At 41.7% G+C, this 14,444-nt stretch carries 16 protein-coding genes; all 16 read left to right on the top strand.

What is annotated here, in order from left to right; translation table 11 throughout:
- Window positions 1–69 precede the first annotated feature (69 nt).
- Entirely contained in the window at window positions 70–483 is a 414-nt protein-coding gene (locus QVE09_RS04050) for a hypothetical protein (protein WP_315935790.1), read from the top strand.
- A 490-nt stretch (window positions 484–973) separates the two neighbouring features.
- Window positions 974–2,767, top strand: a complete 1,794-nt coding sequence (locus QVE09_RS04045) for a serine hydrolase domain-containing protein (RefSeq protein ID WP_315935789.1) — start codon at window positions 974–976, stop codon at window positions 2,765–2,767.
- A gap of 21 nt (window positions 2,768–2,788) precedes the next feature.
- The gene (locus QVE09_RS04040; RefSeq protein WP_315935788.1) at window positions 2,789–3,568 is read left to right on the top strand and encodes a phosphotransferase family protein; all 780 of its coding nucleotides are present in this window, start codon (window positions 2,789–2,791) and stop codon (window positions 3,566–3,568) included.
- A gap of 59 nt (window positions 3,569–3,627) precedes the next feature.
- Window positions 3,628–4,053 (top strand): NUDIX hydrolase, encoded by a 426-nt coding sequence (locus QVE09_RS04035; RefSeq protein ID WP_315935787.1) that lies wholly within the window; start codon window positions 3,628–3,630, stop codon window positions 4,051–4,053.
- A gap of 119 nt (window positions 4,054–4,172) precedes the next feature.
- Entirely contained in the window at window positions 4,173–5,246 is a 1,074-nt protein-coding gene (locus QVE09_RS04030) for a CHAP domain-containing protein (protein ID WP_315935786.1), read from the top strand.
- A 92-nt stretch (window positions 5,247–5,338) separates the two neighbouring features.
- Window positions 5,339–5,767: an NUDIX hydrolase gene (locus tag QVE09_RS04025; protein WP_315935785.1), complete on the top strand. Its 429-nt coding sequence runs from the start codon at window positions 5,339–5,341 to the stop codon at window positions 5,765–5,767.
- Window positions 5,768–5,803: 36 nt separating this feature from the next.
- A complete protein-coding gene (locus QVE09_RS04020; protein WP_315935784.1) occupies window positions 5,804–6,550 on the top strand; it encodes a class I SAM-dependent methyltransferase in 747 nt (248 codons plus the stop codon).
- 28 nt (window positions 6,551–6,578) lie between these two features.
- A complete protein-coding gene (locus QVE09_RS04015; protein WP_315935783.1) occupies window positions 6,579–7,121 on the top strand; it encodes a GNAT family N-acetyltransferase in 543 nt (180 codons plus the stop codon).
- Window positions 7,122–7,156: 35 nt separating this feature from the next.
- On the top strand, window positions 7,157–7,651 hold the full coding sequence (locus QVE09_RS04010; protein WP_315935782.1) for an AAA family ATPase: 495 nt from the start codon (window positions 7,157–7,159) through the stop codon (window positions 7,649–7,651).
- Between the two features lie 44 nt (window positions 7,652–7,695).
- A complete protein-coding gene (locus tag QVE09_RS04005) occupies window positions 7,696–8,238 on the top strand; it encodes a GNAT family N-acetyltransferase (protein WP_315935781.1) in 543 nt (180 codons plus the stop codon).
- Window positions 8,239–8,358: 120 nt separating this feature from the next.
- On the top strand, window positions 8,359–8,874 hold the full coding sequence (locus tag QVE09_RS04000) for a C39 family peptidase (RefSeq protein ID WP_315936090.1): 516 nt from the start codon (window positions 8,359–8,361) through the stop codon (window positions 8,872–8,874).
- 316 nt (window positions 8,875–9,190) lie between these two features.
- Window positions 9,191–10,222: a collagen-like protein gene (locus QVE09_RS03995; protein WP_315935780.1), complete on the top strand. Its 1,032-nt coding sequence runs from the start codon at window positions 9,191–9,193 to the stop codon at window positions 10,220–10,222.
- Between the two features lie 254 nt (window positions 10,223–10,476).
- Window positions 10,477–11,046: a hypothetical protein gene (locus QVE09_RS03990; protein WP_315935779.1), complete on the top strand. Its 570-nt coding sequence runs from the start codon at window positions 10,477–10,479 to the stop codon at window positions 11,044–11,046.
- 210 nt (window positions 11,047–11,256) lie between these two features.
- The gene (locus QVE09_RS03985) at window positions 11,257–11,649 is read left to right on the top strand and encodes a DUF2500 domain-containing protein (RefSeq protein WP_017688132.1); all 393 of its coding nucleotides are present in this window, start codon (window positions 11,257–11,259) and stop codon (window positions 11,647–11,649) included.
- A 146-nt stretch (window positions 11,650–11,795) separates the two neighbouring features.
- Window positions 11,796–12,545 (top strand): glucose 1-dehydrogenase, encoded by a 750-nt coding sequence (locus tag QVE09_RS03980; protein WP_076250310.1) that lies wholly within the window; start codon window positions 11,796–11,798, stop codon window positions 12,543–12,545.
- Window positions 12,546–12,749: 204 nt separating this feature from the next.
- Complete coding sequence (locus QVE09_RS03975; protein WP_315935778.1) at window positions 12,750–14,435, top strand: hypothetical protein; 1,686 nt, start codon at window positions 12,750–12,752, stop codon at window positions 14,433–14,435.
- Window positions 14,436–14,444 lie beyond the last annotated feature (9 nt).

Here is a 14,444-nt window from a genome sequence, read left to right as displayed (position 1 = left end):
TTATTATGGATTTTAAATCCCACAAATGTTAAAATTAGGGTATCCGACAGAAGAGAGGGGAATACTTAAATGGAAACTAAAGCAAATGGAATACTCAAAAATTTGATTTATCTTGTTTTAATTATTGTTTTATTCGCAGTTGGATCTATGTTACTCAATAACCAACTAACGCAAGCCAGAACGAGATTTGATGTTAGTCCTTTTTTGATAACAATTATACCAATTGTTTTCTTCGGAGGTATTGGTGTGGTTCTTGGATTAATGATTAGAGGACAATTGAGATCAACAAAACAACAGGACACATCGGGTTTCCTACTGATAACTTTACCTGCTCTTATTGTTTCTTTAAGTTATGTATGGGCCTCATTTGGATGGTTAAATGATTCTATATATCAATATATTATTGTTAATGACTATTTAGTGATTGTGGCTAGTGTAATCTTAGGATTCTCTATAATGTCAGCTTTACCAAAGAAAATTTAGGGTAATATTGGAATTTAATTGATTATTATGGTGTATTTTATAAGAATATAAAAAAGGAGGATCAATAAGTGAAGAAGAAATTAGGATTGCTTGCTCTGTCTCTAGGATTAATTTTTGGGGTTACTGCCCAACCAACAGTCACGACTGTATCACCAGATGGCACTCCATCTCCGCCTCTTATTTGTCTGAAGCTCAGCGGTAGACTTGCGCCCCAGTAGACGTTTGACGATCCGGACCGCTTGATAATACTTATCTGCCCCACTCACATAAATGTATGTGATGTCTCCTGTGCTGTTATACTTCCAAAGTAAAGCTATCCCCAATCCAACCTTCTGTTATTTTCTGAAATTTAAGACCGACAGTATCAAAGCAATGACTGAGATGATGAGTCCACCTAAAATGATGATTTTGTAAATAAAGCAAAGATGCTCCCTGTAACCTTTTTGATAAAGGCACGAAAACTATAGGAGAAAGATAAGGAGAGTGGCTAATGCAGATTAATCGAAGATATCACGGTCTTAATAAAGTAATCGCTTGTTTTCTGTCACTCGCATTCATCATTATGACATGTTCGGTACCTGTGCACGCTGAGGTAGAGCAGATGGAGACTACACCCTCCAGAATTGCGTTGTCTTCTCTAGAGGAAACGATTGATTCATATGTGGCCACAAATCAGAAGAATACCGCTGCCGTTTCGGTTGTAGCTATCAAGAACGGTGAGACTATTGTGAATAAGGCCTATGGATACGCAGATTTTGAGCAACAGAGAAAGGCAGATACCTCTACTGTGTTTGAATGGGGTTCAGGTTCTAAACTATTGGTCTGGACGAGTGTTATGCAGCTTGTAGAGCAGGGGAAGCTTGATTTGGATACCGATATTCAGGAATATTTGCCGGAAGGATTTCTAAAGAAGCTTGAATACGATGCTCCCATTACCCTAATGAACCTTATGCATCATAACGCAGGATGGGAGGATAGGTTGATCGATTTATGGTATTCATCCGAGAAAGACATTGTAGAATTAGAAGAAGCTTTACAAAAATTTGAACCCAGACAGATTTATGAACCGGAGAGCATAGTGGCTTATTCAAACTATGGTACAGCTCTGGCCGCCTACATCGTTGAAGTGCAAAGCGGACAACCCTTTTATAAATACGTCAATGAACATATATTTAAACCGCTGAATATGAAAGATACTTCGATTCACCCGTCACAGTATGATAATCTAAACGTCTTGAAACGAAGAAATGAGATTCAGGGGTACACTACGAATCTGAAGCTCATCCCAAAGAACAGAATATACATAAGTTTATATCCTTCAGGTGGGGCCATTGGTACAGCAGAAGATGCAGCCAAATTCCTTGCAGCCTTAATACCAGTGGATCGTAGCAATTTATTATTCGCGAACAAGGACACGTTAGACGAGATGCTGTCAACAAGTCTATATTACGATGGAACTTCTACTCCTCGAATTGCGCATGGCTTCTTTGAAGTGGAGTACTGGGTGCCTGCGCTGGAACACGCTGGAAATACGGCAGGATTTACAAGTAAATTTGTTTTTGACCCGGAGTCTAAGTTTGGGTTAGTGGTCATGACAAACCAGTCAAATGAAATCGCTTATAGCGTTGGTCTTGTCCAGAAGGTGTTTGGAAGTAGTTTCAGTACAAATTCGGTTACATCTGAGAGTGGAGGATATTATTTGCCTACGCGGCGGGTCGTTTCCGGTTTTACGAAGGCATATTCGATGTTAAGTCTGCAGAAGTATACAACATTTGACCTTAGTAACTTTGCAAATGTTGTTGAGCGTAACGGAACTATTGAGAAGGTCTCCATTCCTTATAATGACTTTTTGCCCGTATCCAACTTAACGACAAACTTGATCAAAGCATCTTTTATTGCTCTTCCAGTGGCTATCCTACTCAGTCTGAGAGCGATAATTGGCTATTTTATTCGGTTATCCAAATACAAATTAAAAAACTGGGAAAGACCAGGTACAGGATTTGATAAATATCATATTGCTATTAATATTGCCAGTGTAGCATTGATTTTGAATACAATCCTATTGTTCATGCGTGCCTTAGGTTTTTCCCCCTATTCTTCATTACGCATCCATCTCATCTTCAACCTGATTTATGTGATTCTAGCTGTGGCGTACCTTGTCTTGTTATTCTACAAATTGCTGAAAGGAAGTTACAGTAAAAAGAAAACGGCGGTATACATTATGTCTGGCATGTCGGCTTTCCTGTTCGCTGCATTGATTATGGGATGGGATTTGTACTTTTAGAGCGGTAGAAAGGATGAAACCATGAATATTCAAGATATCCCAATTGAAATAAAAGAACATATAGGGAAAGTTCAGAAAATCACTTTTCCTAAGCAAGTTCATACTTCTACTGTGGCTATACTGGATACGTTTGATCAAAAGTACATCATCAAGAAGACAGAAAACGATCTTTATAATGAATGGTTATCCGATGAATATAAGGTGCTCCAATACCTTTACCATACGGGACTCCCTGTTCCAAAGGTATATTCATTTCATACTGAGGACACATCGAGATGGCTTCTGATGGATTATATTGATGGATTAAGTTTAAGAGAATTTCTCTCTACGATGCCTGACCTCCAATGTAAAGAAAAAGCGATTTTTAACTTTGGGCTCTGTTTAAAGAAAATACATGAATGCTCTTGTCCTGTTGAATTATTGAACAATGACAGTCCTTGGTTAGATACAATGCTTAATAGAGCAGAATATAATCTAACTCACTTTGCTGTAGACGGCTCAGCAGAACGACTTCAACAGTTGAAAGAAGGAAGACCAAAACCAATAGAGAACACTTTCATTCATGGAGATTTTACTATAGATAATGTGTTAGTTAATGATTGCAATATCGTTGGCGTTATTGACTGGGCAGGCGCCGCTTATGGCGATCCAAGATATGATGTAGCATTAGCCATTAGACCGAAACATAATGCGTTTGATAATGAAAGAGATAGAGAAATATTTTATAACGGATATGGAAAGTTAAGAATAACGGATGAAGAATATAATTATTTTGAAGACGGGATATATAACTTTTTTTAGTCTGGCTATAGAACATGTTCCTCAATGCATATCCAATCTCTTTAGAAGGAGTCGAATAAATGAGCCCTCCAAAACATATCTTATCTGCCGCTGCAATCGTGCTAAACGACAAAAATGAATTATTACTTATTAGAGGACCACGTAGAGGATGGGAAATGCCAGGTGGTCAAGTAGAAGAAGGAGAATCCCTAAGTCAAGCTGCGATCAGAGAAACGAAAGAGGAGTCCGGAATCGACATTGAAATTATCAAATTCTGTGGAATATTTCAGAATATCGAAAATTCAATATGTAACACATTATTTCTAGCCAAACCAATAGGAGGAGAATTAATCACATCATCGGAGAGTTTAGAGTCTGGTTTCTTTCCGATCGATGAAGCCATTTTAAAAGTCGAATGGAAAAACTTCAGAGAAAGAATAGAGTATTGTTTAGAACCTGAAATGCAACCTTTTTGCATTGAGTTCAGTGATAAGAATAATATTTAAGCGTGTTACATATTACAGTGTATTCTCTAATATTAACTTTAATTGCAGATTCATCATAGATATGGGTCTAGGAATAAAGCCGAATATGACCCAGTCAAGAAAGGTAGGGAGGCCAAAGTTTGAGTTCAGGAAAGAATTCTAAACGGCTGGACACTGTTCGTAGTCTCGTTCATGAAATGCTTCTTGAGGAAAGTATTAACAAGGAGGGTATGTTGGTTCATCTTTATGGGGTTTCTAATTTTGCTTCCATGCTTGCTATGAAAAGAGTACAGGATTCGGAAATTAGTGCGATTGCAGGGTTACTCCACGGTTTTTATTTCTACAAAACAGGAATCGAAGACTTTCCTGGTCCTAATAGTGCGGATGCTGTTAGACCCATATTACGCAGTGCTGGAATTTTTACGATCGATGAACTGTCTATCATTCTTAAATCAATCTTTTATCAGGAAGATACACATCTAGTTCAGGGCCCATATGAAGAAGTTATTAAAGATGCCATACTGTTTCAGATATACTTCCAGAATCCAAATAGAAGCTTATCGAAGGTAGAGATAAGTAGAATACAGAATGTATTTACTGAATTGGGGATTTCGAAGGAGAAAATAAAAGCAGACGTTAATGTTAATGTGCAAACAGTTCACATAAATACTGAAGAGCGGCGTTCTAAGTTAGCTGATTTCGCAGAAACGCTGGCAAGGCAGAATATTATTGGTACTTCAGGGGATCAACGATATCAGGAAATTTGCAAATATTGGCCGGATTCTGATATCTGTAAAGTACTTGAAGCCAATTGGTGTGCCGCATTCGTATATCATTGTTGTATGAAAGTTGGAATAAAACTCCCTATTCGATATCCTAATCGAATGTATCGATTAGCTGGGGTGGGTGCTTGGTTGGACTGGGCTCAGCTAGCTGAAACAGGATTCTTTTATCGGGATATGCAAGAAGGATTTGAACCAGAGCGTGGTGATATAGTCATTTATGAGAAGCTCTTAACGGATAATTCTCACGATCACATTGGAATTGTGTTGGCCTGTGACGGTGATCAATTATTGGTTGCAGAGGGGAACACAGACAATAAAAACTATTCTAGCGTTTTATACAGAGAAAGAGGATATTGTATTCTCGGATATATACGTGTAGATGACAGCTATCAATATAATTTTCAAGGAGAGTATAGAGCAACTAGTTGATATACATGGGTGTGCTAGTTTATGTATCTTGAGGTTATGAATTTTATATCAAAAAACGTAGGAAGGTCAATTCCCGAAAGGAAGTTCAATCAATGAAACGAGTCGATGTAGTATACTCACTACTAACCAATCCATCCAAATCTAAAGTGCTTGCAGTAAGAAATGTAGGACGTTCAAGCTGGTCGCTGCCTGGCGGAGCTGTTGAAACCGATGAATCATGGGAACAAGCAGCAATCAGGGAAGCCAAAGAAGAAACAGGACTTGATGTTGGCGTCCACGGTATTGTAGCAATAAACGAGTGTAAATTTGAAGAAATTAAAGAACATGCCATTTTTATCACATTCAGAGCTGAAATCGTCGGAGGGAGAGAAGAGATATCAAGACCAGACGAAATCTCTGAGATTGCATGGTTGGATATAACACAGACACAGGCAGATGAGCTCATGCCGTACTACAGCAACGGCTTTAAAAGCTTACTTAATGGCCATGAGATTACATATTTCAACGAAGGTAACAAGTGAAGTTTGGATGCAGGGTGTATATAAGGAGGCTAACAGATGAACAAGAACAGTGTTTATGAAACAAACAGCTTTTATTGGGATACAAGAGGGAATGACTATTTGAGAGCAATCGTGCTTCCACATTATGGAACATTCATATCAGAAGAAAAAAACCAACTATTTGGGGATGTCTCAGGATTAAAGATGTTAGAGGTAGGCTGTGGAGATGGTCAATCCTTGCGGTATCATGGGGATCACAACGCTAGTGAGCTGTGGGGGATGGATATATCACAGAAACAGATCGAAAAGACACAACAACACTTGAGGACACACGGTATTTCGGCAACATTGATATGTTCACCCATGGAAGAGGAATGTGGTATTCCTACGAATTATTTTGACGCTGTGTATTCAATTTATGCCATCGGTTGGACCACTGATCTTCAAGGTACCTTCAGCAGAATCGCTTCTTATTTAAAGAAAGATGGCATTTTTATTTTCAGCTGGTCTCATCCAATTCATAGATGTGTCGTTGAAGAAAATGATAGATTTGTCTTTAATAAGCCATATTCTGATGAATCGTGGTATGCGGTATCACCTGATTTTGTTCAGGGTGAACTAACCTTGGCTGATCGTCAACTATCAACCTATGTCAATGCGTTAGCAAAAGCGGGATTTGTCATTGAACAAATGATAGAAGAATCCGATGAGGATATCATGCAATTACATAATAATAGCGATAGTCTCCTTAAAAGAGCAAAGATGTTACCTGTATCCTTTGTGATTAAAGCAAGAAAACGGTGATTAAATGAAATGAATCGGAGTGTGGGCTATGTTTAAATATCAAGTGGATACTGCTACCTATATATCACTATTGGCAATGAAAGATGCACCCCAATTATATAATCTGATCGATCGAAACAGGGATAATATAGGAGCGTGGTTGAAGTTCCCCAGTATGACATTAACAGAAGAGGATTCAAGAAATTTCATCAAGGGAACACGTATACGCTATGCTCAAGATGATGGTTATTGGTTAGGAATCTGGTGTGGAGACGAGCTTGCTGGTTCTATTGGATACTTATACATTGATCAAGAAAACAAGAAGACTGAAATAGGATATTGGCTAGGTCAGGAATATGAGGGTAGGGGACTTATTACAAAATCGATTAAAGTGTTAATTGCTCACGCATTTGATGAACTTGAATTAAATAAAGTTGAAATTGGCGTAGCAACAGACAACTTCAAAAGCCGCGCAATACCTGAAAAATTAGGCTTTCAACGTGAAGGTGAATTAAGAGATTACGAATATATTAACGGTGCATATTTAAACAGGATTATTTATGGGTTGAAAGCAGATCAATGGAGAACGTAATAAATCAAATTTTATTTTAACTAAAGGAGCTAGTTATGAGCAAATTACCGCTATTTATAGTGACAGGCGCAAGTGGAACAGGAAAAACAACGATCTCTTCGATTATTCGGAAGCAACTTCCCGAATTTGACGTCTTTGATATGGATATCATCGATAACGTGGATTGGCAGATTGCCAAAGAGAATTGGTTGAGGATTGCGTATAGCATATCGCTAAGTGGACGAGGGACTGTTTTATGTGGAACGATGGTTCCGGAAAACATTGCATCGTCGGATTACATCGATCGATTTGATCGAATTCTATATATGAATTTGCATTGTGACGATGTTACTCGCGAGACGCGTTTAAGAGCTCGTGGGTGGGATGAAAACCTGGTTGAAGATCACAAAAATTTTGCCAACTGGTTACTCCAGAATTCGGAAACTGCGTTTGACCCGCCAATGCAAACAATTGATACGACAGAGTTTACAGCAGTGGGAGTAGCTGAACAGATTAAAGAATGGGTTCTTAAAAACTGGTGCGAGGAATGAACACCTAAAATAACCTTATAGTTAGATTGAGTGGGAGGAACAGGATGCTGCCTTTTCAAGTGAATGAATCTATTGTATTAAAGCTGATCCAATCTCGAGATAGAGATGAGTTGTATGCGTTAATTGATGAGAATCGAGAGTACTTGAGAGTGTGGTTACTCTGGGTTGATAAACGACAATCGCCCAGCGATTTAGATTCTGTAATAGATGTATGGACACATAATTATGAAGAGAGGAACGGTTTTGATTCCGGAATATGGTTCAATGGACAATTGGTCGGGATGTTAGGATTACATTATATTGATTGGAACAATCGAGCAACGAGCATTGGATATTTTTTAGCTGAGTCAGCACAGGGCAAAGGAATCATTACCAAATCAATAGAACAATTGCTTAAATATCTCTTTAACGAGTTGAAGTTAAATCGTGTGATCATTCAATGTGCAGAAAACAATTTTAGAAGCAGGGCTATTCCTGAGAAAATCGGATTTACAAATGAGGGTACATCCAGAGAAGCTCAATGGGTTTACGATCATTACGAGAATATTGTGACTTATAGTTTATTGTCTAGTGAATGGCATACTTAAAAGGTAGAGTATATCATCTGATGAAGCGAAGGAGGTGACGTATTGTTTCTCAATGTATTACTTTGGTTGATTATTCTCTGGGTGATCTCCCTGTATTTCAGTTTTCCTAAGAAAGATCGCATGTACACAGTCAATGTGCCAAGCACTTATTACATTCAATCTTCAAATCGGTTGGATATTCAGAAAAACTACGAATGCGCTGCATTTTCCAGTGCGTTCGTCTTGAGACATTTCGGTTTGGAGTCCAACGGAACAAAGATTTATGAAACTTATCCTCGCAAATTACTGGATGGGACGGTATATCCCAAAGCGGTCGTTGTTTTTTTCAGGAAGCTAGGATATCAGGCAATGTACTTACGTGGAAATGTGAATACGTTGAAGAAACAGATCAGCAAAGGAGTGCCTGTTATTTTATTTATTAGAGTACATCCCAAACAACGGTATTTGCATTTTGTTCCCGTCGTTGGCTATGATGAAACGCATTTTTACTTGGCTGAATCGTTAGATCACAAGATTAATTGTGATGACGAATATTACAATCGAAAACTCAGTATAAGTGAACTCAACACGTTATGGAGGTCGTGGTTACCCTTTTGTCAAAACTCCTATATCGTCGTACATCCGATGCAGATTTAAGACGGTCCTCTTTCAAGGGACAACATATATATGCTTTGAACGAACTAATCGGTTTTATTCGGAACATCTGTGTGGTTAAACCAAGCAACTCATGCCCAAATGGCATGAGTTTTTTTGTGAACATATCGTCGCGCAAACCAGCTCGACTCAATCGATGGTGATGACCAACTCAGATCAACCGTATGGGCGATGTGATATCAATTATATTGTTTTTGCTGGAAATAAGCCGAGTTTTTTACTAAAATGGTTGATCGTCCATGCATCTTTTCATCTACATACGTACGTTAAACTATGTCTATAGGGAGGTGTCCACACCGTGAGTCATTCAGAAGTGAAGAAACGTATGAAGAGAAAAAAGGCATCATTACATCCGTGTAAAGTTAAAAGGAAAGAACGCCGAGTGAAAGTGGTCAAAAAATTCGTTCAAGTAAAATGTCCGCCTCCAGAAGTGAACATATCTACACCTACTGTTGTTGGCCCAACAGGGCCACAAGGTAAACAAGGCGTACAGGGTATCCAAGGTAAACAAGGGGTTGAAGGGCCACCTGGAGCTCAAGGACCAGCGGGGGGGCCACCTGGACCACAAGGACCTCAGGGACAGCCTGGTCCTGCTGGAGCAGTAGGCTCTCAAGGTCCGGTCGGACCCGCTGGACCCATGGGAGCTCAGGGGATTCCAGGCGAAGCTGGCAGTGTGGGGCCACAAGGGCCGCAAGGTAACCCGGGACCTGCCGGAGCTATCGGACCACAAGGTTTCCCGGGTCCCACTGGAGCCACTGGCCCAGCAGGTGCGACAGGAGCAGTAGGCCCGATAGGTACAACAGGAGTAACTGGTCCTGCTGGAACCACAGGAGTTACGGGTGCAACAGGAGTAGCTGGTCCTGTTGGAGCCACAGGAGTTACAGGTACAACAGGAGTAGCTGGAGGCGTACTCGGGTTTGCTGACTTTTTCGCGCTGATGCCACCTGATAATGCTGCAACGGTTGCTCCAGGTGCAGATGTTAACTTCCCTCAAGATGGCCCAACAAGTGGAACAACGATCTCTCGCACGGGACCTAGTTCATTCAATCTGGCGGCCATTGGTACGTATTTAGTTTTGTTCCAGGGGAGTATGAATGAAGCTGGGCAACTTATGTTAACACTCAATGGTGCTGATCTTTCCACTTCAGTAGTGGGACGGGCAACAGGCACAAGTCAGATGCCAGGAATGGCTATCGTGCAAACAACAGTAATAAATTCAATACTAACCGTACGAAATCCAGCCGGTAATCCCACTGCATTAACCATGACGCCTCTTGCAGGCGGAACAAGACCTGTATCGGCACATCTTGTGATCACACAATTAGCGTGAATCCGGTAACAGGCTATGCTAATTGTCCTTTGCTTTATTAAATATGCATCCTCAATGGTAACATGGGTTTGCTTGAACTGAGATAGCAGTGCTATACCTGAGACTGTTATCTCAGTTGGAGCGGATAATGGTACAAGAGTAACTACATATCGGATACCCTTTTTATTTTGTGAGGAATGGTTATAACGTCACCACGAATTATTTTTTCATTAAAAAATATGATAAAATATTGGAAAAACCTCAGAGGTGAGTACATGAAGAATGGCCACTGGAGAAAAATAACATGGGTTGTTGCGGTATTATTATTAATCATGATCACGGCTTGCAGCAATAGCAAATTCAACCCAAACGAATTTTCAGAACAGGATCTGGCTGTGACGAAGACCGACAGTGAGGATAAGATTACGTATGGAATGAGTCAGGAAGAGGCGGAGAAAATCCTCGGTGAGGGAACATCAACCGGTGTGGGTCAATCCTATCAATACAATAACGGGATCACGATTGGTTATAGGGATGCTAAAGTCGTTAGTATCATCTTGAATAAGGACTCGAAAGGGCACTTTAAGACGGCTCGCGGGGCAGAGGCGGGGATGACACATCAAGAGATTCTCGATCTGTATGGCAAGGAACATGTTTTAGTCGAATCTGAACGTAATATCGATTATGCCTATCATATTCAGAAGGAAACATTCCTGGATGAGAAGTCGCTGCAAGCGGAAAAAGATGATTTGGCTATCTATCGTGCATCGTTCATGCTGACAAAAGAGGGACAGGTCAATCAGGTTATATTGTTGGATCATCGATTTGCAACAACCTTTAAGTAAAACATGGCTGCTAGTTAAACAGGATATTAGATAATGAAATAATACTTATTTTCGTATGAAGCAACCCTTCGGTATTCTACCGGAGGGTTTTTCCCTTCACACTGTTCGATTTCAATCCGGATAACAAGTTCCTTGTTTACGCGCATATACATTTACAGGAGACGGGTCAAGACTCCGGCTGTCCTAAGTTGTATGAACGGAGGGAGAGACATGGGCATTGAATCATCCTGGATGTTTGATTTGTTTGGAACCGTCTTTCCGGTTGTATTTGTTCTGATTATAGGTATAGTCCTTCTGTCGATGGGAAAGGAGGTATGGAGGTGGGGACGCAACAACTCGGAGCCGCTGTTGACCGTGCCTTCACGAATCACCAGCAGACGGATGAAGATGAGTCAGTCGCAATCTGAACCAGGCAGTACAGCACGAACATTATATTACGTCACCTTTGAAGTAGAAAGTGGAGATCGGCTCGAATTCAAAGTCAATGGCGAAGAGTATGGTTTATGTGCTGAGGGGGACGAAGGACGGCTCTCGTTCAAAGGGACGCGTTATGTAGGCTTCGAGCGATATAATCGCGTATATTCCGAACGCCTACGTGGTTAAACCGAGCAGCTTGCGCCAAGATGGCGTGAGCTTTTTTTGATTATTTACTGGACAAGCGTTTCTTAATGGGGCTAACGTGTTTTTATATAAGAAGAGGCTTATAAGATTATGATCAAAGGATCATTACCATAGAGGAGGCAATCAATATGTCATTTACAGATCAGGTCGTTGTTGTAACTGGGGCCGCTCAGGGAATAGGACGAAGTGTGGCTGAGGCTTATGCGGTCGCTGGAGCCAAAGTTGTACTTGCCGATCACAAGGAAGCCGAGGGTGCCGCAGCCGCAGCTTCCATTCGTAATGAAGGCGGAGAAGCCATTTTTGTGCAATGTGATGTTCGGAGCGAGCAGGATATTACAAATCTTTTTCGCACAACCGTGGAAGAATTCAAGCAAATTGATGTTTTGGTGAATAATGCAGGACTCGCCAAATGGAAATCACCCTATGAGCTAACGCTGGAAGAATGGGACGATGTACTTAATACCAATGTAAGAAGTTGCTTTTTGGCGAGTCGGGAAGCAGCCAAACATATGAAAAGCAATGAACACGGGGGCGCCATTATCAACATGGCTTCTACCCGTGCACTGATGTCTGAGCCGGATACCGAAGCTTATGCCGCATCCAAAGGAGCGATTGTAGCTCTGACGCATGCGCTGGCGGTCTCACTGGGCAAGGACCAAATTCGGGTCAATTGTATCAGTCCGGGATGGATTGAGACAGGAGACGTGGAGAAATTGAAAAAGGAGGATCATGAACAGCATCCATCCGGTCGTGTGGGTGTTCCTTCGGATATCTCCCGTGCTTGTTTATATTTATCTGACCCAAGCAATACCTTTGTCACAGGGACCAACCTCGTTATTGATGGAGGCATGACCCGAAAAATGATATATGAGGACTAGAACCGGGATTGACTCGGGCAAGCCCTAAGATTTCCCAACATAATAGTAATAAGCCCAAGTTAAGCACTTGGGCTTATTTGTTTTTAATAACTCGGTTGCTATAATAAATGTGATTTTACAACAGTAGAGGAATGGAGGGAGTATATGTTCGGGAAACAATCCCGGAAGGTATTTTGGCTGTTACTGCTGATCGGAGGGATGATAATGATAGGGAATGAGTCACCTGCTGAAGCTGACGGCGCAGATATACGGGCGGCCTGGGTATGGCAGGCACAGTCTGTTAGCAACGGAGATGAGCTGTTGGCCAATGCAGCTAAACATAAGATAAACAGGCTGTACGTGAATGTAGACATGACGCTGTCCAAGGAGGTATACCAGACGTTTATAGCCAAAGCAAGCCGTGCGGGTATTGCGGTTGAAGCGTTGGGAGGCGATCCATCCTGGGCACTCAGTGGCCGTGAAGGCCCCATGCTCAGATTAGCGTCGTGGGTAAGTGATTACAATCAAGCTGCTGAGCCCAACGAGCAATTTGATGCCATACATCTGGATATCAAGCCCTATGTGTTACCAGCCTGGAAAGAAGATGCCCAGCCACTGGTACAATCCTGGGTAGCCAATATGAATCTGTTATTTGAGCAAGTGAGACAGGATGGCGCAGTTGCAGTGAATATTGATTTGCCATTCTGGCTGGATTCGTACACCGTCACAGGAAATAGAGTTTCTGAAGATGCAGATAACGAACCATTGTCACGTTGGTTCATTGAACGAGTGGAGCATGTCACTTTACTCGCTTACCGTGATAATGCGCAAGGGAACAATGGTGTCATACGTTTGATTGAACAGGAAATGAACTGGGCAGATGCTAGCAATGTGAGCGTCACGGTTGGGTTGAACACCAAGCCCATGCCTGGCGAGGAGTTCACGACATTTGCTGGTAAAGGTGCAGCACAACTGGAAAGTGTTATTGAAGAAGTTGCCTCCGCATTCAGCGGACATACTTCTTACGCCGGTTCTGCTGTACATGACATCGTATACTGGGGACAACTGGAGCCGTCAGAACTGCCATCACCGGAGATTCCATCCAATCAGCCAGAGATTCGGGGAACATATATCTGGGAGGCCTCTCAGGTGACGAATGACGGGGGAGAGCACATACTAGCGTTTGCTAGAGAGCAGAATATTAACTGGTTGTATGTCCGTTTGGACCTGGATCAACCCTATTCCAGTTATCGCAGTTTTGTGAAACGGGCAAAAGCGCAGGGCATTGAGATCCACGCGATGGGTGGACACCCGATCTGGGGCAAAAAGGAGAATCGTCCACGCATTCAGCGGTTGATTGATTATGTGAAAAACTATAATGCTGAATCCGAGCCGGATGAACGATTTGAAGGCATCCATCTGGATATTGAGCCGTACACTTTGCCAGAGTGGGAGAATAGTCGGGACACCTTATTGACCGAATGGGCTGCCAACATTACATTTTTCCAGGAAGAAACGAAGAAGGACAGTGATCTCGAAACAAGCGCAGACCTTGCTGTATGGCTGGATAGCTTCGCGTTGCCAGGAAAGGATACATCTGTAGCGGAGTTTATGATCCGTACACTCGATCATGTGTCGCTGATGGCTTTCCGTAACAACGCCGAAGGTTCCAATGGGATTGCTGCTGTTGTGAGTCAGGAGATGGAGATCGCGGATCGTTTGGGAAAAAGGTTGATGATTTCGGTAGAAATGAAGCAGAACCATGAAGGTCATCATATTTCTTTTTATGAGAAAGGGGCAGCGGAGATGGAACTTCAACTTGCCAAGCTTCCGGATCTGCTGGCCGAACATCAGGCTTACCAAGGCAACATTGTTCATGCTTACGATTATTGGATTGAAGCCAAGCCTTAAACAGGCGAG

Origin of the sequence: Paenibacillus sp. ClWae2A (assembly GCF_032452295.1) — a bacterium.
In the GTDB taxonomy this organism is placed as follows: domain Bacteria; phylum Bacillota; class Bacilli; order Paenibacillales; family Paenibacillaceae; genus Paenibacillus.
This window is presented reverse-complemented; position numbering and strand designations above follow the sequence as displayed.